Source organism: Streptomyces scabiei 87.22 (genome assembly GCF_000091305.1).
GTDB classification, from domain to species: Bacteria; Actinomycetota; Actinomycetes; order Streptomycetales; family Streptomycetaceae; genus Streptomyces; species Streptomyces scabiei.
In genome coordinates this window covers 6330123-6354492 of sequence record NC_013929.1, presented here as the reverse complement: position 1 = coordinate 6354492, position 24370 = coordinate 6330123, and the positions used below count along the sequence as shown (strand labels likewise).

The window sequence follows — 24370 nt, the reverse complement described above, 5'->3', positions numbered from 1 at the left end:
GGAGCACGGCGTGCTGGCAGCTAGGTCAAGGGGAGAGAGCAGTGACAGACGAACGCCCTGTGCGACGGTCATCGAAGGTCAAAGTCGCCGAGTTCTTGGCGGCCGTGGGTGAAGGCGAGGTCTTCACCAAGCTCCAGCTCATCGAGGGGGTGCCTGGAGTAGCCCAGGTGGATCGCCGTATGCGGGATCTGCGCGAACTGGGGTGGCGCATCGACAACTACAAGACCAATCCACGACTTAGGCCCGACGAATATCTGCTCGCAAAGATCGGGGTCCGTATCGACTTGGGAGAGCAGCGCCAGGAGCCCGCCAAGCCACGCATCCCCGCTACCCGCCGCCGAGAAGCCATAGAGAAGGCCGGCTCCCTCTGCCAGACGTGCGGAATTTGTGCCGGCGAGGCGTACCCCGAGGACGAGACTCAGCGAGCGGTGCTCAGCGTCCACCTGGTCGACCCGGCTCCGCCCATAAACACCGAGTTGTCGAACCTCCGCGTCGAGTGCCAGCGCTGCAACGCCGGACTCCGTGGAGCAGGCAAGGCCCTGCCGTCGATGGAGGACGTGCTGGCACGCGCATCAAGGCTCGAAAGCCGCGATGACAAACGTCGGCTGTACCGGCTCATGCAGTCCGGACGTCTGGAGCGAGACGAGGTCGAGCTGATCTTCGCAGAGTGGCTACGGCTTGAACGAAACGACAGGGTGGACATCATGCTGAAGCTGGCGGGAGCCCTGATCGAGGAAGGTGCGTGACTCCTTCTTGGAGTCGAGACGGCTCGGGACGGCTCCGGAGATGCCTGCGGCGCATGGGCGAGTGACATCGTGCAGCACATCCGACGCGAACAAGCCATTTAGTTGCCGACGCGGCCTTGCGCCCTTGACGCAGCACAACCGCCCCGGAACCGTCGCACCGCAACAACCCGCAACCGCCTTGATACGGGAGGGCACCATGGCTCTAGAGTTCGTTGGAATCGACCCGGAGACCACAGGAGGCGGTTCGCCGACCGTGTGGGTGGAGGAAGAGACAGCCGATCTCATCTTCCAGGGCGAGGAGGCCGACAAGCTGCTGAAAGCCCAGGTAGGCGAGACGGAATGGGTCGCCGGACATGACACGGGAATCCCCGCGCATGAGACGGTGATCCGCATCCCCGCCCGCATGGTGCCGATTCTTAGGGAGGCGTGTGATGTCGCAGAACGGCGTGCCGGACTTCGCTGAACTGCTGGGTTCCGCCGAGCACACAGCCGTCCACCTGGAGATGCGCGACGTCTACAGTGTCGGCAACGAGGCGGACAGTTTCGAGGAGTTCCTGCGAACCGGTCGGACCGACCTGAACCCTGATTCACCGTTCTGGCTGGGCTGGACCCCGTTGGTGCGTGAAACCGTCGCCAGGGGCGTCCGGATGCGTCGAGCCCGGATCGTCTCCGAGCCCGTGACCGATTACATCCGGTGGGAACATGCCCTGACCTCGGTCAACATCGCTGTCGGTGAAGAGGTTCGCTGGCTCCCCCGCCGTCTCGCCTCGGATATCGCTCTGCCCGGCAACGACCTGTGGCTCATCGACGATCGGCGGGTGATGTTCCACTGGTTCACCGGCGACGGTGACTGGGCAGGGCATGAGTTCACCGAAGACCACGACGTGGTGAAGATGGTCGTCGCCGCCTTCGAGAACGTGTGGGAGCGAGCCATCGACCACGAGAAGTTCTCCGTCTGATCTCACGCACGATTCGATGCCCGCCTCCCCTTCCTCCAGCGCCCAGGCGGCGCGTGAGGCGCTCGCGAAGCGCTTGCAGCACCTTCGTCAGGACGCCGGCCTTACCGGGAAGGAGCTTTCCGCCCGGTGCGGCTGGCATCCGGCGAAGACGACCCGTATCCAGAAAGCCGAGGCCGCGCCCTCCGACGCAGACATCAGAGCATGGTGCTCCGCCTGCGGAGCAGAGGGCCAGACGGAGGACCTGATCGCCACGGCGCGGGCGGTCGACTCCATGTATGTGGAGTGGCGGCGCATCCACAAGAACGGTATGCGCAAGGTCCAGGAGGATTTCTACACCCTCCACGAGCAAGCGGCCGTGTGCCGGGTGTACTGCTCGAATGCTGTTCCAGGGTTCTTCCAGACCGCCGGCTTCGCCACCGCCCTCATGCAGTCGATCACCGACTTTCAGGGAACGCCCAACGACGTCGCCGATGCCGTTGCCGCCCGTCTCGCCCGTAGCCGGTTCCTGTACGAGGGAGGCCATCGCTTCGTCGTGCTGCTCGAAGAGTGGGTTCTACGCTCCCGAATCGGCGACCGGGCAACGATGGTGGGCCAGCTCCGTCACCTGCTTGACGTCCTGCCACTGCCGTCGGTCTCACTCGGTGTCATCCCGTTCACTGCCTCGCGCGTCATGTGGCCCCTTGAGGCGTTCTACATCTTCGACGACGCCCACACCGTGGTGGAAACCCTGACCGCTGAGATCAACATCAGGCAGCCTCGCGAAATCGCCGACTACCGCAGGGCGTTCGCCGAACTCGTAAAGATGGCCGTCTACGGCGACCGCGCCCGTGCCCTCATCAACTCGGCTATCAGCGACCTCGGTTGACGTTCCGCAATAACTCGCAATTTCGTTGAGCCCGGTATCGCTGGCTCCGTACGGTCGTTGACGTCGCCGAAGGACCGAGCGCCACGCTACAGCGGCAGCGGAGGAGAGGCCCAGCGGCTGCGACCCGGTAGCCCTTCTCCCCCGCCTCTTGGAGGGGCTGCGCACCCCCTGCAACGCACAGACTCCCGGTCATGGACCAAAGGCCAGGAACGGCGGTGCCTTACGGCGCCATGCACAGCACAGCTCCACCAGCGCCCCAACCCGGCCAGACATGGCCGGGAACCCGAAGAGGAAGGAGCACGAAGTGGCAGACAACACGACGCCGCCGGGCCCGAGTGGCTTGTTGGTGGCGGTAGAGGAACTGACCGCTGTCCACGACCGGTACGACAGCCTCCGGTCGGACAACGCCGGGAGTTCCGGCGACGCGCCGTGGCCGGGCGGCGACGGCAACCTGCACGACAGCGAGTAGGCACCAAGCGGTGGGGGCCGGCACGGTCGGCCGTGCCGGCCCCCGCTGTGTCCGAATCACGTGATCGAATTCATGGAGGACGCAGCGATGGAACATCGGTTGATCAGCTCCATCAAGACAGCGCTCGGATGGAGCGGGGTCGAAGAGCTGGGCATGGGATTCGTACGCGGGAGCATGGACGACCCCACCCTCGTCTCCCGCATCATGACTCCGAACCGCCTGCTGGACATTGCGATGCGCAGGAGCCTGAACCGCCCGCAGTTCCGATGCTTCCAGAAGGGCGAGGAGGTCCACCCAGCCATCTACTACACCGACAGTGTCAGCCCTCGGGGTCAGAGCATCCCCATGGTCAACATGCGCAGCCTTGGCAGGCTCCTGCAGGACGGCGCGACGGTGATCATGGACCAGGCCAACGTCTTCGATCCCACGATGGAGGTCGCTTGCCGAGCCTTGCAGTGGTGGTCCCGCGAGCGAGTCCAGGTCAACGTATACCTGACGACGAACGACGCCGCAGGCTTCCCTCTGCACTGGGATGACCACGATGTCGTGATCGTGCAGCTGGCAGGTGAGAAGAAGTGGGAGGTGCGCACTGCCTCCCGAAACGTCCCGATGTACCGGGACTCCGACCCGAACAACACCGCGAGCGACGAGATCATCTGGTCCGGCGTTATGCGGGCCGGTGACGTCATGCACATCCCACGAGGCCATTGGCACCAGGCGACCCGGACCGGCAGCGGATCGGGCAATAGCCTTCACGTCACCTTTGGCATCACCAAGCGCACGGGCGCGAGCTGGCTCGCATGGCTGGGCGACTGGTGCCGTGAGCACGAAATCTTCCGCCAGGACCTCGACCGCTGGCACGGAGCCGGCAGCGAAGCCCTGACCACGGCTGCCGCCCGACTCGTCGCCGAACGTTCCCCGGTCGACTTCCTGGCCGCGTACGAGCAGGAGACGACGCTGTCTCGGCACGTGCCGTTCCTCGACGTACTCGGGCCGCTCGACGCCGTGGTGTGCACCACCCACTTCCCTCCCCGGATCCAGGAAGGCGGGGAGGCCGTCGACGTCGTGGCCTCAGGGAAGAAGCTGACCCTCGCGGTCAAGGCCCTGCCGGCGCTGCGTCTGCTGCTCAGCGGCAGGCCGGTCGCGCTGGAACGGGCCGCAGCCGTAGTCGGAGCCGAGGTGATGGAGGTCGCCGAGATTCTGGTGAAGGAGGAGCTGTGCACGGTGCTGACCCCCGAGTTGTCCTCGGGCTACACCGGTCTCGTCACGAACGCCGTCTCCTGACCGGGGCCCTGGACCTAGGCGTCACCGCACTCGACACCAGCACCAACTACCTCGGCTTCCGCTCGCATCAGGTCTTGGCGCGGACAGCCGGCGACCTGCTGCCGAAGTTCACGGTCTCCACCAAGGTCGGTTTTTTCCCCGGGCCGGACGGGGTGGAGCACTCCCTGGACTCCGTACGCCTGCACGCTGCCGTGGAACAGGCTGCCTGGGACCTTGCGCGAGAGCCGGACTTGGTGTTCCTGCACAACCCGGAGCATTCGCTCCGCGAAGCCGCCCCTCACAACCAGGACGTACTGGTACAGGCATGTGCCGCCCTCGACACCGCTGTGGCGACGGGGCTGTGCGCAGCGTGGGGCGTCGCGTCCTGGGACCCGTCGCCCTTGTTGAGCCTGGTCGACACGACCGTACCGAGGCCAGCGGTCCTCATGGTCCGCGCCGGTTTGCTTGTCGGAGCCAGAACACTGGACGCCTCGGATGCCCTCACCAAGGCGTGGGGCTTGGGCAGCGGCGAGGTATGGGGGATGAGCCCTTTCGGAGGCAGCACCAGCGCCCCGGTGTGGGCCAGGATCGACCCCCGCGTCTTTCTCCGTGACAGCAGTCAACTCTCCTGTGCACAGGCGGCGTTCAGAGCCGCTTATCACCTCCCGCGGGTCGACTCCGTCGCCGTGGGCACTGATGAGCTCGCCCATTTGGGCGAACTCGTCGGCGCACTGGCGGGCGAGGTCGAGGAGCGGACCGTCCAGGAATACCGGAGTCTCCTTCGAGACCACTCTCGTGTGGTCAACCCGCTTGAAGCTCCTTGATGATCTGGTCGGCCGTGCGCCGGGCGGGCTCCAGACGAGGGTCCTCCGGGTGCGCGTAGGGCCCGAGGATCTTCGAGCAGGAGAACAACGCCATCAACTTGCCATCCCGGCTCTCGAAGTCGGACCGGCGCTCGTGCCGTACACGATCGGCCAGAGCCGGGACAGCGAGGGAACTCGCCCACAGGGAGGAAGAATCCAGCCCCAACGGTGCATTTCCCCAGTCTTCCCAGTCGAAGAGGCTGAAGGTCGGTGCGGTCACGTTCGCCCAGTTCAGATCCGCGTGGGCCGGGACCCACCGCTCCACAGTCGTATCGAAATCGCTGGGGAAGACACCATGGATGGACTCGGTCACGAGGGCCTGGGTGATGGTGGCGGTGTCCGGTGTGGCGATCCGCCTCGTGGCCTGAGCCGCCAGCGCATCCAACGAGGCGTTCAGCGACTCCCACCACTGATCCGGCAGTTCCGGGGCGACACTCAACACGGCGGTACCGACAGGCGCTCCCGGCAGCAGCGCGGTTTCGTCCGCGCGCCACATCATGGGCCCGTTCACGTCCCGCCAGACCACACATCCGTGCCATTCGGGTTGCGTGATGCCTTCCAGACGCGCGGCGCACTCAGTGCCGTTCCACCCCTGATCGGGGATCTTGTCGAGCAAGCGCCGCTCGATCCGCACCCAGGTATCGCGGTCCGTCCTGGCCCCCACCGATCGCCGCTTCCGCACCAACGTTTCGGGGAGCAAGTGCACTTGCAGAGACCGCTCGACGCGTTCAAGGACATCGTCAACCGGCTGCACCCGTAGATCAACAGCCTGGGCCATGGAGACGGAGAACGCCATGCACGCGACCGTAGCAGTGACCACACTGAGAGGCTGCCCTACCTCTCCATCGAGAGCATGGACAGCTTCTGCCCAGACGACAAGGAGAACCGTGGCGCAACACGAGTACGAGGCGAAGTTCCTGAAGATCGACGTACAGAGCACCGTCGGCGCACTGCGGGCCGCCGGGGCCGAACAGGTCTTCCCCAGGATGCTGTTCACCCGCCTGATCTTCGAGAACGACGCCGTGCAAGGGGAACAGTGGCTGCGGCTACGGGACGAGGGCGGCAGGACCACGCTCACCTTGAAGCAGGTCACCGATGCGACACACATCAACGGGACCACCGAGATCGAGGTCGAGGTCGACGACCTGGCCAAGACAGCGGAGCTGCTCGCCGCACTCGGTCTGCGGCAGGTCCGCTACCAGCAGAACTACCGCGAAGAGTGGCAACTGAGCGGCGTCACTTACGACTTCGACACCTGGCCGGAGCTGGACACCTTCCTGGAGATCGAGAGTTCTTCCGAGGCGGCCGTGCGGGATGCCGTGGCGGCTCTGGGCCTGGACTACGCCCACGCCCGCTTTGGCAGCATTGACTTGATCTACAAGAGCGAACTGGGGCGGGACATCCTCGCCGAGCCGACCCTCCTCTTCGCGTGATGTCCACATGCTCGTCCGGACAGTCACGCCCCCCACTTGGAGCCTCAGTCGCCACCTCCACCACCCCCACCCCCGCAGCTGAAGCCCCCGCCCCAGTCCGGGGTGGAGTCGGTGGTGTCGAGGTCGGAGTCGCGGTCCAGGGCCCTGCCCATGCGGGTCAGGGTGCGGCCGAGGCCCGACGGCAGGGGATGCGCGTTGAGGACGCCGCGTCGGACCGGGCCGCGAGAGAGCGTTGCGGGGCCGTCCAGGACGTACGCGGGCAGGCTTTCGTCGTGTTGAGCCGACCGCAGTCGCCGTCTGCCTGCCCGAGTCGGACGGCGGCGGGTCCCCGTCACCAGGCCACGTGTGGCCAGTCGGCGGCCGATCTCCTCGACCTCCGGAGAGGTCCGCAGAGCTGTGGGCACGGAGGCAATGGACCGGCTGCGCGTGCACCAGGCGATCACGGCCCGCTCGACCGGGTGCTCTGGGCGGCGCGCCTCGCCCAGGGCCCGTACCCGTGAGCCACGCATCCTGAGCGACCCGGCCTCGGACAGTGCGACCACCGCACTGTCCGCCACTCGTTGGACCCCACCCGCCAAGAAGGCCAGGTCATACATGTCCAGGGCCTCGGACTCCCCCACGGCCGCCGACCGCCGGAACACTCGCATGCCGCATCCCCCTTCGCCACGCTGCAGTTCAGCTGTGGGCAGTGTCGCCGTGCGGGGGTGCGGACAACCCCCTTCCAGCCCGGTTCAGAGCATTCCTTGAGCTGCTGGGGAGGGGACGCTCAGTACGGTCCGGCTTCTCGCCGCCGCGCCGGATCAGCTCCGGTCCGTGGCTCTCGGGTGCCCCGTGCCGGCAAAGGTGATCCAGCAGGTGCTGCGAGCGGTGTCCAGGAGATACCAGACGCGGCCGCCGGCGGTCACCTCGATCTGCCACTGCTCGCAGGTGCGGCCGCGGTGGGTGCCGTGGGCCAAGGCGCCTTTGAGCCGATGGTGTCGGGGTGTCTCCATGGCCGGCTTGGGATGGGTGCGCAGGGTGAGCCAAGCTCGGTAGGTGTTCTCCCGGGCCTGTTGGGCTAGGTTCTCCCAGCCTTTGGCCGAGGCCGCGTCCGCGAAGCGGACTTCCCAGTGGCCGTCCGGTGCCGGTGGTGCGGTGCGGTCTCCGCGGCCCGGCGTCATGCGACGTCCCGAGGGTCGGGGACCGAGCCGTAGTCCTCCGAGTGGTCTCGGGTCAGTGCGGCCAGCAGTTCGGGGTCGGAGTGGACCTCGGCCGTGTGCTGCCAGGCGATGAGGAGTTGGGCGACGGACGCGCTGTTGCCGACGGAGTCCGCGGCGCGCATGGTGTCGACCAGTTCGACGGCGAAGGCGTGGACGTCGGCCTCCGGGAGGAAGCGCACCCAGGGGAACGCGTCCGGCAGTATGTCGAGCAGCAGTTCCATGCTGCCGGGCTCGCGGCGGGCCATCGCGGCCAGCATCCGGGTGGCCGCCGACACGACGGTCTGGTCCTGCTCGGCTCGCGCCGCAGTGGTGAGCACCAGGTCCTCGCCGTCCCTGCGGTGCAGAAGCAGTCTCGGCGATTCCTGGAGCCGGGCCAGTGTCTGCTTGTTCTTGTTCACCAGCTCGGAGAAGTTCACGGCGGCTCTCTCGGTACTCATGACTTTGAAAGTACTTCGAAATTTGGAGAGGGTGCCAGCACTCTGCGGCGCCCTCACCCGAAAGAGAGCAACCGGGTCTCCGCCGTCTCCGGGAACGGCTTGGTCCGCCAGTGGTCGTAGCGGCTGTACGGGGTCGTGTCTCCTCGGGCGGTGAGGAAGGCGTGCAGGGTGGCGGCCTCCGACTTCAGGGCTTCCCAGACCTCGTCCTTCAGCGGGTGGAAGGCCGTGGCCTCGATCGCGTCGGGGCGGGGGCGCCAGATCCCCGCCACGTAACCGTCCACCAGCAGTGTCGGCAGGACGTCGCCGTTCACGCGGGTCACGTGTCTGCGGTACTCGGCGGGCAGGAGGCGGCCCCGGTCGGCGTAGGCCAGGAGCGTGCTGTCCCACATGGCCATCAGGCGGGGTGGGGCGAGGGTGTCCTCCGGGGGGCGGGGGGCGTCCGGGATGTCGTAGAGCGGTGTCCTGGTGCCGAGGGACGGCGGGAGTGTTTCGAGTTCGTCCGTCATGGAGGACAGCGCCTCCTTGATGCGGCGCTGCTGGACCAGCGCGAACTGGGCCATGTCCGCCACCGATGCCGGGCCGAAGCCCTGGAGGTAGCGGCGGATCAGGGTGCGCAGGCCCTCGGCGGGTGCGTCCGGGTCGGTGAGGGACGGGCGGGGTGAGGCCGCCACGTACGACTGGCGGGTGTCGAAGGACCAGGGGCCGCCCGTGGGGGCGTGCCACAGGGGGGCGTAGTGGCGGAGCATCCGGTGGCCGCCGGAGTCCAGTGCCGTGGGGGTGCCGAGGTGCTCCTCCAGGCGGGTGCGGAGTTCGGTGGCCGTGCGCGGGTGGCCGTGGGCGTGGTCGAGGAGGTGGGGGAGGAAGGCGTCGGCGTCGGTCGCGGTGAGGCCGGAGGCGCGGTAGCGGGGGTCGCCCAGGCGGGAGCCCCGGAGGGTGGGTTCCATCGCCTCGCGGAACGGGGTGTAGTCGTCGGCGTGGACCGTGTGGACCGTGATCCGCATCAGGGTCGCCCTGACCAGGCTGTGGTCGGTGAGTGCCGCGTCCAGGGCCGCCGGGTCGAAGGGGGACAGGCGGTTCCACAGGGCGATGTACGGGGACGCCGGCTGCTGGGCCTGCACGGCCACGATGCGCCGGACCGCCTCCGTCACCGTCAACGGTGCGCGGGCGAGGAGGAGTTGGCGGGCGAGCGTGGCACGGTTGAGCGCGCGGGCGGTGAGTTTCGGGGTCCCCATGGCGTGATTCTCTCTCCCCCGACCGGACGGCCGGAGGGTCACGTCCTGCGGGCCCTGCCCCCGTGGGGGACAGGGCCCGCGCCGCGTGGGTCCGCGCGGCCCGCTACGTCCGCGCAGCCCGCTACGCCCGCGCGGCTCGTTACGTCTTCGCCTCGCCCTTCGTCAGCAGCCACTCCTCGTGCACCGCGCCGAGCGGGATCTTCGTCTGGAAGATCGGCGTGCCGAAGATGGAGAGCTGGATGTTGAGCGTGCCGGTGAGGTCGATGCCGCCGTACAGGGCCCAGGAGCCGGAGGCGGAGCCTGTGCCGTCGGCGGAGCCCTCGGCGGTCGCGTCGGCCTCGGCGCGGAGGTAGGGGGCCACGTCGGCGGTGACGCCGACCGTGCCGTAGAGGCCGACCGTCGCCTCGGCGCCCATGGCGGCCTTGACGTCGCCGACGGCGGTGACCGTCGTCTTCAGGGGCTCACCGGTCATGTGGGACTCGCTGACGCCCTGCCAGCCCTTGGACCAGGTGAAGTTGCCGCCCACCTTGAAGTCGCCCTTGAGGTCCTGTTCGACGTCGACCGTGACGCGGCCGTCGGCGGTCACCTCGAAGTAGCAGACGAGGTCGAGGTTGACGACGATCGGGACCGGGCCGGCCTGGATCACGGGGTCGGCGTGCAGTTCGGCGAAGGGGATGCGGATCGGCTTGCCGTCGGTCGAGCCGGCCGCGCGGCCCTTCAGCGACCACTGGGAGGCCCAGTCGCCGGTCAGGCCCAGGAAGGCGCCGCCGGGCGAGGAGCCCGTGCCGGAGCCGGAACCGTCGTAGGAGAAGGCGACCTCGGGGGCGAGCTGGACGAAGCCCTCGACGGACGCGGCGGCCGAGGCGGGGGCGCCGGGGGCGGTCTCCACGGCCGCGCCCACGTCGATGCGCAGGCTGCCCAGCGGGAGCTTCGCGCCCTCGGGGCCGAAGGTCAGGTCGCCGGTCTTCGCCCAGGAGACCTTCACGCCCTGGACGAGCGGGTCGACCTTCAGGGTGGACGGGTCGACGGGGACCGCGCCCTTCGCCTCGCGCTCACCGAGGACCGCGTCGAGCGTGGCCGGCTCGGTCGCGACCGTCGTACCGCCGTCCTTCGCGGTGTCGACGATCTCCGTCACCTCGGCCAGGACGCCGTCGGGGGCGCCGGGGGCGGGAGCGCTGGCTATGACGTCGCCGACGGCCACGGCGGCCTTGGGCTTCGCCGCGCCGGAGCCCTTGTCCGAGGGCGTGCCGGAGGGCGTGTCGGGCTCGTCCGGAGCGGTGGGGGTGGGGGTGCCCGTCCGCGAGGGGGTCGCCGACGGCTCGTCGTCCGGGCGCGACGGTTCGTCGTCCGCGTCCGACGGCGGTGCCGTGATGACGGCCCGGCCGCTCTTCCTGTCGTACGAGGCGACCTTGAGCGGGGACTTCCGGGCCTCGCCCCGGTCGTCCGCGCGCGCGTCGGCCATGGCGGTGGGGGTGGCGCCGTCGGGCGGGGCGGCGACGACGGCGAGCTGTTCCCCGGCGGCGGCGGGCTCGGGGGTCTCGGCCGTGGTGGCGGCCGCCCTGTCGCCGGTGGCGGGGGATTCGGTGGAGCAGCCGGTGGCCAGCAGGGTCGCGACGGTGATCGCCGACAGTGCCGTGACCAGGGCATGTCTTCTGAGCTTGTGCACGCGTGAGTCCTCGGGAGCGGTGACAGGGGGGTGCGCTTCAGGAGGGGCGGCTGAGCGGCATGGCGGGGGCGCCATGACGGCATGCCGGAGAGCAGGCGCGCGTGGTGAGGCGGCGCCTGGCGACGGGGGGTGGGCCGAGCGGCACAGCTGTCCTCATGACAGTGCGCACGCGCTGGTTACCTCCCAGTAGCCATGCATGAGCATGCCAGGCTGCCGGAGCGCCGCCCACCACTTCCCCCGCACCTCCCCTGTGGCATGGATCACATGTGGGCGAGGCTCAACTGTCTTGCCCCAGAGGGGAGTTGCGGGCCCTTGGCCGGTCGGGGGCCCGCCCCCGGGAACGGGATGGCGGACGCGCAGGAGGGGCGGGAGGAGTGAGAGGCACAGACGGGCTGTGCGTCTCACCCTCCCGCCCCTCCGGCGTGGGCGCGGTACCGGCTCAGCGGTTCAGCTGGTGGCGGCCGGTGCCGCCGACGACCTGGATCTTGCGCGGCTTGGCCTTCTCGGCGACCGGGATGCGCAGCGTCAGGACGCCGGCGTCGTACGAGGCGTCGACGCGGTCGGCGTCGAGGGTGTCACCGAGGAACAGCTGGCGGCTGAAGACACCCGTCGGGCGCTCGGCGGCGATCATCTCGGCACCCTCGGGGGCCGGGGAACGGCGCTCGGCGTGGACGTTCAGGACGTTGCGCTCGACGTCCAGGTCGATGGTCTCCGGGTCGACGCCCGGGAGGTCGAAGTGGACGACGAAGTCGTCGCCGGACCGGTAGGCGTCCATCGGCATGGCGGCCGGCCGGTTGTCGGAACCGAACACCTGCTGCGCGAGTCGGTCGAATTCGCGGAAGGGGTCGGTGCGCATGAGCATCACGGCACTCCTCTCTTCTGACGTTGGGTGCGATGCCCTCTGAATTCCTACGGCTTCTTATATAGCTCGAAGGAGGAAACTTGACAACCCTCGACTCAGGTTCGGGGGCCGAGGGCTCCGCGGAGCTAGCCTCGCGTCGGACACCGGGCCAGGCAGGTACCGAGGACGGCGTCAGCGACGGCACAGGAGGCAGGGATGGCGAAGGTTCCCACGGCGGCGGTGGCCGCGAGCGGGCTCATCGGCGGGTACGGGGTGGCCCGCTGGACGAAGAAGCGGCCGCTCGGCGGGGCGGTGCTGGCCGTCGCCGGGGCCGCGGCGGCCCGGCAGTGGCAGCAGGCGGCCGGGGGCAGGGCGGCGGGGGCGCTGACCGCGGGGTACGTGGCCGCGTTCGCGGGGTCCCACCCCCTGGCGAAGAAGGTGGGCGCCTGGCCGGCGGTGTTCGGGGTGGCCGGGGTGATGGCACTGGCCTCGTGGGCGGTGGCCGACCGCAAGGAATAGAGGGTTCCTGCCGCTCCTGGGCCGCGGAAGGAGTGGTCACGGCCGGAAGAGGCGGTCACCGGCCGGAAAGGGTGAGGGCTCCCTACCGGAAGGGGTAGCGGCTTCCGTCCGGACGCGGACCGCGGGTCGTCCGTGGTTGCTCGCGCAGTTCCCCGCGCCCCTGAGGGGCACGCCCTCGATGCGGCACGCCCCTACCGGGACACGGCCCCGCTCCCCTCCCCCCGGAACGCCCGCCGGTACGCGTACGGGCTCGTCCCCACCACCCTCTTGAAGCGGTCCCGGAACGCCGTCGGGGAGCCGAAGCCCGCCTGGGCCGCGATGCGTTCGACCGTGTGGTCGGTGGACTCCAGGAGGTACTGGGCTCGGCGGACCCGCGCCCGGTGCAGCCACTGCAGGGGCGTCGTACCGGTCTGTTCGCGGAAGCGGCGGTTCAGGGTGCGGGCGCTGGTGCCGGCGTGCAGGGCGATGTCGTCCAGGGTCAGATCCCGCTCCACGTTCCCCTCCAGCCAGTGCAGCAGGGGCTCCATCGTCGCGCCGGCGGGGGCCGCGGGCTGGTCCTGGACGATGAACTGGGCCTGGCCGCCCTCCCGTTCGAGAGGCATGACACACATCCGGGCGGTGAACGCGGCGACCGCCGAGCCGTGGTCCCGGCGGATCATGTGCAGGCACATGTCCATGGCCGCGGCGGCGCCCGCCGAGGTGAGGAACTGGCCGTTGTCGACGTAGAGGACGTTCGGGTCGACGGTGATCTCCGGGTGGCGGGCCGCGAGGTCGGGGGCCGCGATCCAGTGGGTCGTGGCGCGCAGCCCGTCCAGCAGGCCCGTCGCCGCGAAGAGGAACGCGCCGACACAGATCGAGGCGATCCTCGTGCCGTTCGCCGCCGCCGCGTGCAGCGCCTCCGTCACACCGGGCGGCAGCGGCGCGGTCGGGTCCTCCGTCCCCGGCAGGATGATCGTGTCGGCCTCGGCCAGCGCCTGCAGCCCGTACGGCGCCCGCACGCCGAACGGCCCCGCCTTCACCTCCCGCCCCTCCGCCACCGAGCAGACCCGCACCCGGTACGCCTCCCGGCCGTCCGGCAGCCGGGCCCAGCCGAAGGTGTCGACGGGGACCGACAGGTCGAAGGGGATCACGTCGTCGAGCGCCAGTACGGCCACGGTGTGCATGGCGGGAGCGTAGGTCCGGGCCGGGTTTCCGCCAAGCGGTGCCCTCCCGCTCCCCCATGCCCCAGCCCACCGCGCCCCCTGGCTCCTGGAAGGCTGGCGAGAATCCGTTGACCACTGGCAATCCCGCCACTTCCACCGGCTCCCGGCGCGACCTACCGTCCCCCCGTGACCAAGTTCCTGCTCTCCCTCCACGTCCTCGCCGCGATCGTCGCCGTCGGGCCCGTCACCGTCGCCGCCAGCATGTTTCCGCCGAGCGCACGCAAGGCGCTCGGCGAACCCGGCAGCGAGCGGGCGGTGGCGGCCGTACGGCTGCTGCACCGGATCTGCCGGGTGTACGGCGGTGTGGGCATCGCGGTGCCCGTGCTCGGGTTCGCCACCGCGATGAGCATGGGGGTGCTGAACGACGCCTGGCTGATCGTGTCGATGCTGCTGACCGCCCTCGCGGCGATGGTCCTGCTGGCGCTGGTGCTGCCCCGGCAGGAGGAGATCCTGGCAGGGCTCGGGGGCACCGCCACCGAAGGCCCCACCACCGGAAGCCCCGCCACCGGCACCGCCGACACGGCCACCGGCACCGCCGTCGACACCCGGGCCACCGCCCGACTCGCCATGTTCACCGGGGTGTTCAACCTGCTGTGGGCGACGGTCACGATCCTGATGATCGTGCGGCCCGGTTCGACCACGGGAGCATGACCCGACCCCGCCTTCCCCGCGGTGCCCGGGTGGGTGCATGATCCGGCCATGCATCCACAGCAGTCGCCCTCCCAGACCTACCTCGCCTCCGTCGCCGCCCGCCTCGCCGCCGACGAATGCCGCACCTGGTGGGAGGAGTGGGCCGGGGTGCCCGTGCTCGTCGGGCGCCGGGCCGACTTCAAGTGGAGCTGGATGGGGACGAAGCTGCACCTGTTCACGGTCGCGGCGGCGGTCCAGGAGATAACCATCCCCACCATCGAGACCTTCACCGACCAGGTGCTGACGTACGCGAAGAAGACCAAGGGCGGTCTGCCGGTCGGCATCCAGAACGGGGTCGCCGCGTTCCCCGTCCTGGTCAGCGACCGGGTGGACCCGGCGGCCGTGCGCTGGGCGGAGGCCCAGCAGCGCAACAAGTGGGCGTGCATGGCGCGGCCCGTGGTGGTCGACAGCACCCAGCAGTACGTGGGCTCGTACCGGGGCACCCCGGCCATCGGCCTCGTCTACTCCTCCTACTTCGAGAACAAGGCCCGGCGGTACTTCTACGGCTGACCGGCGGCCGAACGGTCCGGGGACCGGCCGCGGATCAGCCACCCCTCGTCCACCGGCTCCGTCCGGAACCGCCGCGCCACCGACGACGCGACCAGCACCCACGCGCCCAGCACCAGCGTGAAGAAGGCCCAGGACAGGGGCCATACGGCCGCGTCCGGGGGCTCGGTGGGGGCGTGGAAGGACACGTACATCAGGGCGGACGGCGGGACGGCGACCAGGACCAGCGGCCAGGCCAGGGCGTCCCGGTGGCCGAAGTAGGCCGCGAGGAGCAGCAGGACGACGGCGAGGGCGATCACGCCCGTGACGGTCACGGGGTTCGTCTCCGTCAGGGAGCCCTCCAGCTCGGGCCGGTCGCGCAGGTCCCACGGAAGGCAGAGGCGGTACGCGGCCGCGGCGAGGGCGGCGCCGAGCAGGCGGGTCAGCCAGCGTTCCGGCCAGGGGCGCGTGCGCAGGGGGCGGAGCAGCTTCTCGGTCATGCGTACGAGGGTTCCGGGGCGGGCGGCGGGCCGACAGAGTACGCGTACTCAGACCGGCCTGCTCCCCCGTACCCAGAAGCCGCCCGGAGCCGGCCAACCGGCTTCCCCGTACCCGGAAGCCGCCCCGATCCGGCCAACCGGCTCCCCCGTGCCCGGAAGCCGCCCCCGACCGCCTGCCCGCCCCGGCCCCTGCTAGGCGGAGCTGCGCGCCGACAGCGGCTCCGCGATGTCCTCCAGCGAGCGCCGCTCCGCGCGGACCGCGAGGAAGGCCGCCACCAGACCCGCCGCGCACATCAGGCTCGCGCCGATCCGGAAGGCGAGGACGGTGTCGCCGACGACCCCGGACTCGGTCAGCTCGGCGAAGATCAGCGGGCCGCTGATACCGCCGGCGGCCGTTCCGATGGCGTAGAAGAAGGCGATGGCCATCGCGCGGGTCTCCATGGGGAAGACCTCCGAGACCGTCAGATACGCGCTGGAGGCTCCGGCCGAGGCGAAGAAGAGGACCACGCACCAGCAGGCCGTCAGCGTCACCTCGTCCAGCGAACCGCGGCCGAACAGCCAGGCCGTGCCGAAGAGCAGCACACCGGAGAGCAGGTACGTCGACGAGATCATGATCCGGCGGCCGACCGTGTCGAACAGCTTGCCGAGCAGCAGCGGGCCGAGCAGGTTGCCGGCGGCGATGACGGCGAAGTAGTAGCCGGTGTCGGAGGTCGGGACGTCGTAGAACGTGGTGAGGATCGCGCCGAAGCCGAAGGTGATCGCGTTGTAGAGGAACGCCTGGCCGATGAAGAGGGAGAAGCCGAGGACCGCGCGGCGGCGGTACCGGGAGAAGACCGTACGGGCGATCGTGCCGAAGCCGATGCTCTCGCGCTGATGGACGGTCATCTCCCGTTCGGCCGCCTCCAGCTGACGTCCCTTCTCGGCCTCGATCCGCTCCTCCGCCTCCCGCACCAGTCGGTCGGCCTCCTGTTCCCTGCCGTGGATCAGCAGCCAGCGGGGGCTCTCGGGGACGTTCCGGCGGACCAGCAGGATCACCAGGCCGAGCACCACACCGAGGGCGAAGGTGAGCCGCCAGCCGACGTCGGCCGGGAAGATGCCGGTGTTCAGGGCGACGATCGACAGCAGCGAACCGCCGATCGCGCCGAGCCAGAAGCTGCCGTTGATGACGATGTCGACGCGGCCCCGGTATTTGGACGGGATCAGCTCGTCGATGGCGGAGTTGATGGCCGCGTACTCGCCGCCGATACCGAAGCCGGTGAGGAAGCGGAAGAGGAAGAACCACCAGCTGGAGAAGGAGACGGCCGTCAGCGCGGTCGCCCCCAGATAGACCAGCAGGGTCACCATGAACAGCTTCTTGCGGCCGAACCTGTCGGTCATCCGGCCGAAGAAGAGGGCGCCCAGACAGGCGCCCGCCACGTACAGCGCGGCCGCGGTCCCGGTGACCTGCGCGGAGCTGATCGGCAGTCCGCTGCCCTCCTCGGAGAGCCGCCCCGCGATGTTGCCGACGACGGTCACTTCCAGACCGTCGAGGATCCACACGGTGCCGAGACCGATCACGATCGTCCAGTGCCAGCGCGACCAGGGAAGACGGTCCAGGCGCGCCGGCACGGCGGTGGTGATCACACCCGGTGAGCCGGGTGAACCGGTTGAACCCGGTGACTGCGGGTCTGTGACGGACATGGGCTGGGGCTCCCTCCACCTCGAGCGAACCCGGACCGGGTGCCCGCGCGAGCAGGGATCACTCCCGGTACACGCCCCGGCGCCCGCGCCCTACGCCCCCAGCGCCCGCGACACCGTGTAGATCAGCAGGCCCGCCAGCGAGCCCACGACCGTGCCGTTGATCCGGATGAACTGCAGGTCGCGGCCGATGTTGGCCTCGATCTTCCTGGTGGTGTGCTCGGCGTCCCAGCTCGCGACGGTCTCGGTGATCAGGGAGGTGATCTCCGCGCGGTAGGTGGTCACGACGTGCACCGCGGCCCCCTCGATCCACTTGTCCAGCTTGGCCTGCGCGCTCGGCTCGGTGGCCATCCGGGTGCCCAGCGACAGCAGGGAGGAGCGGACCCGCAGCCGCAGTTCGCTGCGCTCGTCCTCGGCGGCGGACACGATCATCGCCCGTACGGCCGTCCAGGCGGAGGCGATCAGGTCCTGGACCTCGCCGCGGCCGAGCACCTCGCCCTTCAGCCGCTCCACCCGCGCCCGGGTCTCCGTGTCGGACTGGAGGTCGGTGGCGAAGTCGGTGAGGAAGCGGTCCAGGGCGCCGCGCGCCGGATGGGTGGGCGAGTCGCGCATCTCGGTGGTGAAGCGCAGCAGTTCCTTGTAGACGCGCTCGCCGATGCGCCGGTCGACGAACCGGGGGGTCCAGCCGGGGGCGCCGCCCTCGACCGCGTCCATGACCTGCTCGTCGTGGAGTATCAGCCAGTTCTGGGCGCGGGCGCAGATCAGATCCACGATCCGCCGGTGACCGCCGTCCGTGACGATCCTCTCCAGCATCTTGCCGATACCGGGCGCGATCTCCTGGGCGTTGGCCCGCCGGGTGATCGCCTCCCCGACCACGGCCTGGACGTCCGAGTCGCGCAGCACGGTCAGCGCGCCCCGCAGCGCGGTCGCCAGTTCGGCCGTCACCCGGTCGGCGTTCTGCGGTTCGGCGAGCCAGGCGCCGAGCCGGCTGCCGATGCCGACGGCCCGCAGCCGCTGCCGTACGACGTCCTGGGAGAGGAAGTTCTCGCCGACGAACTCACCGAGCGAGACGCCCAGTTGGTCCTTCTTGGTGGGGATGATCGCGGTGTGCGGGATGGGCAGTCCGAGGGGGTGCCGGAACAGCGCGGTCACGGCGAACCAGTCCGCCAGCGCACCCACCATGCCCGCCTCGGCGGCCGCGGCGACATAGCCGGCCCAGGCGCCCGCGCCCTCGTGCGAGGCCCACTTGGCCAGCACGTACACCACGGCCACGAAGAGCAGCAGCCCGGCGGCGATGAGCTTCATCTGCCGCACGCCGCGCTGTTTCTCCTCGTCGGCGGGGCTGAAGGTGGTCATGGTGCGGTGCGACGCACGCGACGGGGCGCCCGCCGCCGGGTCCGCCGCGCTCCGGGCCTCCTCGGCCCGCTCCCGCGCCGGTCCGTCCTGTTCCGCTTTCGTACGGTCCATTCGCTCCACCCGTTCCTGTCCCCCGTACACATTGTCCGTTCTTCGACGCCTTCTCCGGCGCTGCGACTCTTGGTGACGTACTCCATAGATCTATCGACACCTACTCCTGGAACGGAACAGGAGTTCCCCGCGTCTGTCCGGGCGGGGGAACCGATGGGGGTTCTCGCAAGCAACCCCCATCCCATGACGCATCATGGGGTGATCACATCGGAGCCTCGGGGCTCCACAGCCCGAGGAGTAACCCGCCGCATGACCAGGCAGCACGGTGGGGGTGTCGGGGCGCCCCCCACAAGGCACCGCGCGGTTCTGGCGGCCATCGTCGCCCTGGTCGTGGCGATCACGGCCGCGATCTACGTCGTCGTCGGCACGGACGACGGCACCCCCCGGCCGCAGACCTTCGCCCGCGCGCCCCACAACAGCGCCGCCCCCGCCTCCACCGGCGTCTGGGTCGGTGCCTGGGCCGCGTCGCCGAGCGGTTCGGAGCCGGGCACCGAGCAGGACGGCCTCGCCGGCCGTTCGGTGCGCAACGTGGTGCACACGACCGCCGCCGGTACGAGTGCCCGCGTCACCCTGTCCAACCTCTACGGCCAGCAGCCGCTGACCGTCACCCACGCCTCGCTCGCCGTGGCCGCGTCGGTGAACACCCCGGCCGCGACCGCCGGCACCATGCGCCGCCTCACCTTCGGCGGCAACCCGACGGTCGTCGTCCCGGCGGGTCAGCAGGTGGTGAGCGACGCCGTCCGGGTGCCGATCCCGCACGACAGCGACGTACTGATCACCACCTACTCCCCCACGCCCTCCGGCCCCGCGACCTACCACTTGCACGCCCGGCAGATCTCCTACACCGCCGAGGGCGACCTGACCGAGGACATCACCGGGGAGCCGTACACCGAGCAGTCCCCGTACTGGCGTTACGTCACCGCCCTGGACGTGCTGAGCAACGAGTCCGACGGCACGGTCGTGGTCCTCGGCGACTCGCTCACCGACGGCGTCACCTCCACGGTCGGCGAGAACCGGCGCTGGACCGACGTCCTCGCCGGCCGCCTGCGCGCCGACGGCGGCTCCTCGGGCGTGCCCCGCTACAGCGTCGTCAACGAGGGCATCAGCGGCAACCAGGTCCTCGCCGACGGCTACGGCCGCCCCGCCGAGAACCCCAGCGGCCTCGCCCGCTTCCAGCGCGACGTCCTCGGCCGGACGGGCGCCAAGGCCGTGATCATCGACCTCGGCATCAACGACATCCTCAAGAACCCCGGCCGGGCCGACCCCGAGGCCGTCACCGCCGGACTCCGCCGGCTCGTCGACCGGGCCCACGCCCGCGGCCTCCGGGTCGTCGGCGCCACCCTGATGCCCTTCGAGGGCCACCGCGGCTACTCCGACCAGCGTGAATCCGTCCGCCAGGCCATCAACGCCACGATCCGCTCCGGCAGCGTCTTCGACACCTACGTCGACTTCGACAAGGCCCTGCGCGATCCCTACGCCCCCCGCCGCCTGCGCCCCGACTACGACTCGGGCGACCACCTCCACCCGAGCGACGAGGGCTACGCACGGATGGCGGACGTCTTCGACCTGGAGAAGCTGAAGGGCGCGGTACCGGCCAAGCTCTGACCGGTACCGAGGGGGCCGGGGTCGAAGCCGGAGCCGGGGCCGAAGTCGGCCTACCGCTCCCGTCTCCGGCGCCGTTCCCGCTCCTCCTCGCGCCGCGAACGCACCGCGTCCCTGATCTGGTCCATGGCCTCGCGGTGCGCCTCCTGCGTCTCGTGCGCGTGGTCGCGGTGGGACGCGTGCAGTTCGCGGCGGGCCCGGCGGCGCTCCAGCCGCTCCTGCCGCCGCTCCTCCTTCAGCCGCTGCCGCTCCGCCTTCGGGATCTTCCGGTCCACCCCGACCCCGCCCCAGAACGCGAACCCGGTGATGATCACCCGCGGCGCGCCCGGCTCCCCGGGCACACCCTCCTGGCCGTGGTCGAAGCCGCCCATGATCCCGACGCCCCGGACGACGACCTCGACCCCGGGCGGCACCACCACGTTGATCCCGCCCATGATCGCCACACAGTTGATGGTGACCTCGCGGCTCGCGAAGTTCGCGTCCCGCAGGTCCAGTTCACCGCCGCCCCAGAACGCGAAGCAGTCGAACCGCTCGGGCACGGTCCACCGGCCCTTGCGCTCGAACCCGGACAGCACCGCCACGCCCCAGGTCGACGTCCCGTCGCCGCCGACGATCCGCTCGGGCCAACTCGCCTCCCCCGCAGGCCCCTTGACCAGCGACACGGACGGCGGCGACACCAGGGCCGGCGGTGCCACGGCCCCCGCGCCGGGCAGGTCACGGGTGATCGGCGCCAGCTCGCCGTACGTCCGCGCCTTGTACGTCGCGTCCAGCCGCTCCTCGAACTCCTCCATGTCGAGGCGCCCTTCCGCGAGCGCGTCCCGCAACTGCTCGGAGACTCGTTCACGATCGGCGTCGGAGGCACGAAGATCCGCGGCGGCCGGAACATCCGGCAGGTCGTCCGTCATACGGATCAGCGTACGAGGATCCCCCGCGCCGGGCTATGACGCAGCCGGTCCCGGCTCCCCCACCCGCTCCGCCTGCTGCGCGTACATCTGGGCGATCACCGCCTCGATGTCCGGCTCCCGCACCGACAGGTCCACCAGCGGATACTCCGCGGCGATCCGCGCCACCAGCGGGGCCGCCGACTCCGACGCCGGGAAGGCGAGCCACTGCCGGGGTCCCTCCACCCGGACGACCCGGGCGGGTTCGGCCTCGATCGGCGGCAGTTCGCGCTCCAGGTCGACCACGAGGGTCCGCTCGCTCTCGCCCACCTCGTGCAGCCCGGTCAGCGGCCCGTCGTACATCAGGCGCCCGTGGTCGATGACCATCACCCGGCGGCACAGCTGCTCGATGTCCTGGAGGTCGTGCGTGGTCAGCAGCACGGTCGTGCCCCGCTCGGTGTTGAGTTCCCGCAGGAACTCCCGGACCTTGGCCTTGCTGATGACGTCGAGCCCGATGGTCGGCTCGTCCAGGTACAGCACCTCGGGGTCGTGCAGCAGGGCCGCCGCGATGTCCCCGCGCATGCGCTGACCGAGCGAGAGCTGCCGTACGGGCACGTCCAGCAGGTCGCCCAGTTCGAGGAGTTCGACACAGCGGTCGAGGTTCTCGCGGTAACGGGCGTCGGGGATGCGGTACATGCGGTGCATCAGCCGGTAGGAGTCGACGAGGGGGAGGTCCCACCACAGGGTCGTCCGCTGCCCGAACACCACGCCGATACGCCGGGCCAGCCGCGTCCGCTCGCGGGACGGGTCGATGCCCGCGACCCGCAGCCGGCCCCCGCTCGGGGTCAGGATGCCGGTGAGCATCTTGATCGTCGTCGACTTCCCCGCGCCGTTCGGCCCTATGTAGCCGACCATCTCGCCCCGAGCGACCGTGAAGGAGATCGAGTCGACCGCCCGCACCTCACGCCGCTCCCGCCGCAGGAACCCGGTCTTCTTCCGGACGTCGAAGACCTTCTCCACCCGGTCCAGTGCGATGAACGCGCTGTCTGTCACATCCGGCTCCACGCCTGACTCCTTAACTCCCCGTACTCCGATACGAACGCAGCCCCGCCCGCCACGCGAGTCCCGCCAGCGCGCAGCAGGCCACACCGACCAGCGGGGGCGCGAAGGCCGACCAGGACGGCAGGTCGAGGGGGTAGGGGCGGCCCAGGACGTACAGTCCGGGCACCCAGTTGACGAAGGCCAGCGGCAGGACGAAGGTCACCCCGCGCAGCAGGTCCTTGGCGAAGAGGGCCGGGGGGTACTGCAGCAGGGTCGAGCCGCCGTACGTGAAGGCGTTCTGCACCTCGGAGGCGTCCTGGGCGACGAACTGGAAGGCCGCGCCCCCGACGAACACCGCGCCGAAGATCAGCCCGCCGCTCGCCACCATCAGCGGGATCATCAGCACCTTGGCCGGGGTCCAGACGACGTCGAGCGTGGTCAGGGCGTAGCCGAGGACGAACAGGCCCTGGGTGACCCGGCCGAGGCGGCGCAGCGCGAACTTGTCGGCGGCGACCTGGGCGAGCACCGGCACGGGGCGGACGAGCAGGGTGTCCAGCGTGCCGTCCCGCACCCGGCGGCCGAGCCGGTCCATCGAACCGATCATCAGGTCGGCGAGGCCGAAGGCGACGGCGGAGGTGCCGTAGAGCAGGGCGATCTCGGGCAGGGTGAACCCGCCCAACTCGTCGACCTGCGAGAACATCAGCAGGATCGCGATGAAGTCGAAGGAGGTCGCCGCGAAGTTCCCGAGCGTCGTCATCGCGAAGGACGCGCGGTAGGCCATCGTGGAGCGGATCCACATGGCGGCGATCATGCGGTAGGCGCGCAGCCCGTCGCGGACGCGGCCGTACGTGCCGTACTCGGCGAACGGGTTCTCCCGCCCGGCGAACGGGTTCTCCCGCCCGGCGCCCGTGGCGGGGCGGTCGTCCACGTCAGCCACCCTGGACCACCACCTTGCGGGTCGCCGCCGACTGGATCAGCCGTCCGACCGCGAGCAGGGCCCCGGCCCAGGCCAGCTGGAACGCGTACGTCCCGAGCGGGTCGGCCTCGCCCAGCAGGACGTCCGCCGGGGCCTGGAGCAGGGCGGACCAGGGCAGGGCGCGGGCGAGGTCGCCGAGCGCGCCGGGGAAGACGTTCAGCGGGAGGAGCATCCCGGAGAAGAACACTCCGGTGAGCCAGGTGATCTGCATCGCTCCGGCGCCGTCGAGGAGCCAGAACGCCGACAGCGCGACGAGGTACCGGATCGCGAAGCTGACGAGGGCGCCGAGGGCGACCGCGAGCAGACAGGCGAGCCACGGCAGCGGGCCGCCGGGCAGGGCCAGGTCGAAGAAGAGGGCACCGCACACCATGGGGAGGACACCGCGTCCGAGCAGCTGGAACAGGGCCCGGCCCAGGTCGGCGGCGAGCCACCACAGCTGGAGGTCGACGGGCCGGTACAGGTCGACCGCGATGTCCCCGGTCCGGATCCGCTCGATCAGCTCCTCCTCGAAGCCAGCGCTGCCCAGTACCATCACCGCGAACATGGCCTGGCCGACCCAGACATAGGTGAGGGCCTGGGCCTGGTCGTAGCCGCCGAGGTGGGGCTTCTCGTGCCAGAGGGCCAGGTAGGTATATGCGAGGATGAAGCCGAAGACGGTGTTGGTGAACACCCCCGCGGCGGTGGCCACCCGATATGTCGCGTACCGCCTGAAACCACCGGCGGCGACGGCGGCGTACAACCGCCCTGTGCCCACGAGGAAACCCCCATCCGCTGCGAAGAGTTAGGCGAAAGGCCGAGGCCTGGACCGATTCGGGCCGAAGCGAAGAAGCCTAGTCCGCGGCCGGAGGGGCCTGCCACGCGTTTTCGGGGGCGGACGGTGGTGCTCGTGTGGTGTGCGGGGCACGTGCCGGGATTCGGGAACGGATCGAACGGAACGAGAGTCTTACCCAAGGGCGCAGAACCGGCCCGGAGCGGGCGCAAAGCGTACGAGTCCGTACGGAAATGAACGTACGACGCGAAAACAGGAGTACGGCAGCACGATGAGCGACGAGCCGCAGCCGAAGCGGAACGGCCCGGGCTGGACACCGAGAGACCCGGAGCGACGCACTCCGGGCACGACTCCGGGGTCCGGCGACACCGCCGCCAGGGCGAACGCCGACGGCCGACCCGGCCCGACCCCGGGCGACGGCCCGAACCCGACGCCGGACGGGCCGCCCGCGAAGGCGTCCCCGCGACGCCCCGACACGGCACCCCCCGGCACACCTCCCGGCGGGGAGCGGGGCGGGCGGCCCGCAGGGACGGCCGGGGGCCAGTCCGGCCGGCAGGCCGGGGAGCGGTCCGGCGGGCAGGCCGGGG

At 70.3% G+C, this 24370-nt stretch carries 27 protein-coding genes; 12 read left to right on the top strand and 15 right to left on the bottom strand.

What is annotated here, in order from left to right; all coding sequences use genetic code 11:
- The first annotated feature begins 41 nt into the window (after window positions 1–41).
- The 7 genes from SCAB_RS46575 to SCAB_RS27205 all read left to right on the top strand — a co-directional run bounded on the left by SCAB_RS46575 (window position 42) and on the right by SCAB_RS27205 (window position 5126).
- Window positions 42–746, top strand: coding sequence for an HNH endonuclease (locus SCAB_RS46575; protein ID WP_148274228.1), 705 nt, complete (start codon window positions 42–44; stop codon window positions 744–746).
- Between the two features lie 196 nt (window positions 747–942).
- Window positions 943–1209 carry a hypothetical protein gene (locus SCAB_RS27225; RefSeq protein WP_041669709.1) on the top strand — a complete coding sequence of 89 codons (267 nt, stop codon included), beginning with the start codon at window positions 943–945 and terminating at the stop codon, window positions 1207–1209.
- A complete protein-coding gene (locus SCAB_RS27220; RefSeq protein ID WP_041669708.1) occupies window positions 1178–1705 on the top strand; it encodes a DUF6879 family protein in 528 nt (175 codons plus the stop codon). Before SCAB_RS27225 ends, SCAB_RS27220 begins: the two co-directional genes overlap by 32 nt.
- A gap of 16 nt (window positions 1706–1721) precedes the next feature.
- Window positions 1722–2570 (top strand): helix-turn-helix domain-containing protein, encoded by an 849-nt coding sequence (locus SCAB_RS27215; protein WP_013003299.1) that lies wholly within the window; start codon window positions 1722–1724, stop codon window positions 2568–2570.
- A gap of 304 nt (window positions 2571–2874) precedes the next feature.
- A complete protein-coding gene (locus SCAB_RS47820; protein WP_173402909.1) occupies window positions 2875–3039 on the top strand; it encodes a hypothetical protein in 165 nt (54 codons plus the stop codon).
- A gap of 87 nt (window positions 3040–3126) precedes the next feature.
- Complete coding sequence (locus SCAB_RS27210; RefSeq protein WP_041669707.1) at window positions 3127–4323, top strand: JmjC domain-containing protein; 1197 nt, start codon at window positions 3127–3129, stop codon at window positions 4321–4323.
- Complete coding sequence (locus tag SCAB_RS27205) at window positions 4257–5126, top strand: aldo/keto reductase (protein WP_041669705.1); 870 nt, start codon at window positions 4257–4259, stop codon at window positions 5124–5126. The genes SCAB_RS27210 and SCAB_RS27205 overlap by 67 nt, the downstream gene beginning before the upstream one ends.
- On the opposite strand, the gene SCAB_RS27200 is transcribed toward SCAB_RS27205, so the two are convergent.
- Window positions 5104–5961 carry a hypothetical protein gene (locus SCAB_RS27200; RefSeq protein ID WP_041670961.1) on the bottom strand — a complete coding sequence of 286 codons (858 nt, stop codon included), beginning with the start codon at window positions 5959–5961 and terminating at the stop codon, window positions 5104–5106. The two genes, SCAB_RS27205 and SCAB_RS27200, sit on opposite strands and share 23 nt — an antisense overlap.
- Before the next feature lie 91 nt (window positions 5962–6052).
- Here SCAB_RS27200 and SCAB_RS27195 point away from each other — a divergent pair, with 91 nt between their 5' ends.
- Window positions 6053–6598, top strand: coding sequence for a class IV adenylate cyclase (locus SCAB_RS27195; protein ID WP_013003294.1), 546 nt, complete (start codon window positions 6053–6055; stop codon window positions 6596–6598).
- Window positions 6599–6642: 44 nt separating this feature from the next.
- On the opposite strand, the gene SCAB_RS27190 is transcribed toward SCAB_RS27195, so the two are convergent.
- The 6 genes from SCAB_RS27190 to SCAB_RS27165 form a co-directional block, all read right to left on the bottom strand.
- On the bottom strand, window positions 6643–7245 hold the full coding sequence (locus tag SCAB_RS27190) for a TIGR04222 domain-containing membrane protein (protein WP_041669703.1): 603 nt from the start codon (window positions 7243–7245) through the stop codon (window positions 6643–6645).
- 153 nt (window positions 7246–7398) lie between these two features.
- Window positions 7399–7758 (bottom strand): hypothetical protein, encoded by a 360-nt coding sequence (locus SCAB_RS27185; protein WP_013003292.1) that lies wholly within the window; start codon window positions 7756–7758, stop codon window positions 7399–7401.
- The gene (locus SCAB_RS27180; RefSeq protein WP_013003291.1) at window positions 7755–8234 is read right to left on the bottom strand and encodes a hypothetical protein; all 480 of its coding nucleotides are present in this window, start codon (window positions 8232–8234) and stop codon (window positions 7755–7757) included. The genes SCAB_RS27185 and SCAB_RS27180 overlap by 4 nt, the downstream gene beginning before the upstream one ends.
- Before the next feature lie 53 nt (window positions 8235–8287).
- Entirely contained in the window at window positions 8288–9466 is a 1179-nt protein-coding gene (locus tag SCAB_RS27175; RefSeq protein WP_013003290.1) for a winged helix DNA-binding domain-containing protein, read from the bottom strand.
- Window positions 9467–9605: 139 nt separating this feature from the next.
- Entirely contained in the window at window positions 9606–11132 is a 1527-nt protein-coding gene (locus SCAB_RS27170) for a hypothetical protein (protein WP_013003289.1), read from the bottom strand.
- Window positions 11133–11571: 439 nt separating this feature from the next.
- A complete protein-coding gene (locus tag SCAB_RS27165; protein ID WP_037729494.1) occupies window positions 11572–11994 on the bottom strand; it encodes an Hsp20/alpha crystallin family protein in 423 nt (140 codons plus the stop codon).
- Window positions 11995–12189: 195 nt separating this feature from the next.
- Here SCAB_RS27165 and SCAB_RS27160 point away from each other — a divergent pair, with 195 nt between their 5' ends.
- The gene (locus tag SCAB_RS27160) at window positions 12190–12492 is read left to right on the top strand and encodes a hypothetical protein (RefSeq protein ID WP_013003287.1); all 303 of its coding nucleotides are present in this window, start codon (window positions 12190–12192) and stop codon (window positions 12490–12492) included.
- A 191-nt stretch (window positions 12493–12683) separates the two neighbouring features.
- Here SCAB_RS27160 and SCAB_RS27155 read toward each other — a convergent pair whose 3' ends face one another.
- Window positions 12684–13655, bottom strand: a complete 972-nt coding sequence (locus SCAB_RS27155) for a GlxA family transcriptional regulator (RefSeq protein ID WP_013003286.1) — start codon at window positions 13653–13655, stop codon at window positions 12684–12686.
- 165 nt (window positions 13656–13820) lie between these two features.
- On the opposite strand from SCAB_RS27155, the gene SCAB_RS47415 reads away from it, so the two are divergent.
- Both SCAB_RS47415 and SCAB_RS27145 read left to right on the top strand, forming a co-directional pair.
- On the top strand, window positions 13821–14345 hold the full coding sequence (locus SCAB_RS47415) for a hypothetical protein (protein WP_013003285.1): 525 nt from the start codon (window positions 13821–13823) through the stop codon (window positions 14343–14345).
- 48 nt (window positions 14346–14393) lie between these two features.
- Window positions 14394–14894 (top strand): hypothetical protein, encoded by a 501-nt coding sequence (locus SCAB_RS27145; protein WP_013003284.1) that lies wholly within the window; start codon window positions 14394–14396, stop codon window positions 14892–14894.
- Here SCAB_RS27145 and SCAB_RS27140 read toward each other — a convergent pair.
- The 3 genes from SCAB_RS27140 to SCAB_RS27130 all read right to left on the bottom strand — a co-directional run bounded on the left by SCAB_RS27140 (window position 14885) and on the right by SCAB_RS27130 (window position 18514).
- Entirely contained in the window at window positions 14885–15370 is a 486-nt protein-coding gene (locus SCAB_RS27140) for a hypothetical protein (protein ID WP_013003283.1), read from the bottom strand. The genes SCAB_RS27145 and SCAB_RS27140 overlap by 10 nt on opposite strands.
- 192 nt (window positions 15371–15562) lie before the next feature.
- The gene (locus SCAB_RS27135; protein ID WP_013003282.1) at window positions 15563–17050 is read right to left on the bottom strand and encodes an MFS transporter; all 1488 of its coding nucleotides are present in this window, start codon (window positions 17048–17050) and stop codon (window positions 15563–15565) included.
- A gap of 90 nt (window positions 17051–17140) precedes the next feature.
- A complete protein-coding gene (locus SCAB_RS27130; protein WP_247192386.1) occupies window positions 17141–18514 on the bottom strand; it encodes a DUF445 domain-containing protein in 1374 nt (457 codons plus the stop codon).
- Window positions 18515–18763: 249 nt separating this feature from the next.
- On the opposite strand from SCAB_RS27130, the gene SCAB_RS27125 reads away from it, so the two are divergent.
- Complete coding sequence (locus SCAB_RS27125; protein WP_037729491.1) at window positions 18764–20119, top strand: SGNH/GDSL hydrolase family protein; 1356 nt, start codon at window positions 18764–18766, stop codon at window positions 20117–20119.
- A 50-nt stretch (window positions 20120–20169) separates the two neighbouring features.
- On the opposite strand, the gene SCAB_RS27120 is transcribed toward SCAB_RS27125, so the two are convergent.
- The 4 genes from SCAB_RS27120 to SCAB_RS27105 are packed head-to-tail and all read right to left on the bottom strand — an operon-like array spanning window position 20170 to window position 23768.
- A complete protein-coding gene (locus tag SCAB_RS27120; protein ID WP_013003279.1) occupies window positions 20170–21021 on the bottom strand; it encodes a DUF1707 SHOCT-like domain-containing protein in 852 nt (283 codons plus the stop codon).
- A gap of 33 nt (window positions 21022–21054) precedes the next feature.
- Window positions 21055–22050, bottom strand: a complete 996-nt coding sequence (locus SCAB_RS27115; protein WP_037729688.1) for an ABC transporter ATP-binding protein — start codon at window positions 22048–22050, stop codon at window positions 21055–21057.
- A gap of 22 nt (window positions 22051–22072) precedes the next feature.
- Window positions 22073–22975, bottom strand: a complete 903-nt coding sequence (locus SCAB_RS27110) for an ABC transporter permease (RefSeq protein ID WP_037729489.1) — start codon at window positions 22973–22975, stop codon at window positions 22073–22075.
- Window positions 22968–23768: an ABC transporter permease gene (locus tag SCAB_RS27105; protein WP_013003276.1), complete on the bottom strand. Its 801-nt coding sequence runs from the start codon at window positions 23766–23768 to the stop codon at window positions 22968–22970. The genes SCAB_RS27110 and SCAB_RS27105 overlap by 8 nt, the downstream gene beginning before the upstream one ends.
- Window positions 23769–24370 lie beyond the last annotated feature (602 nt).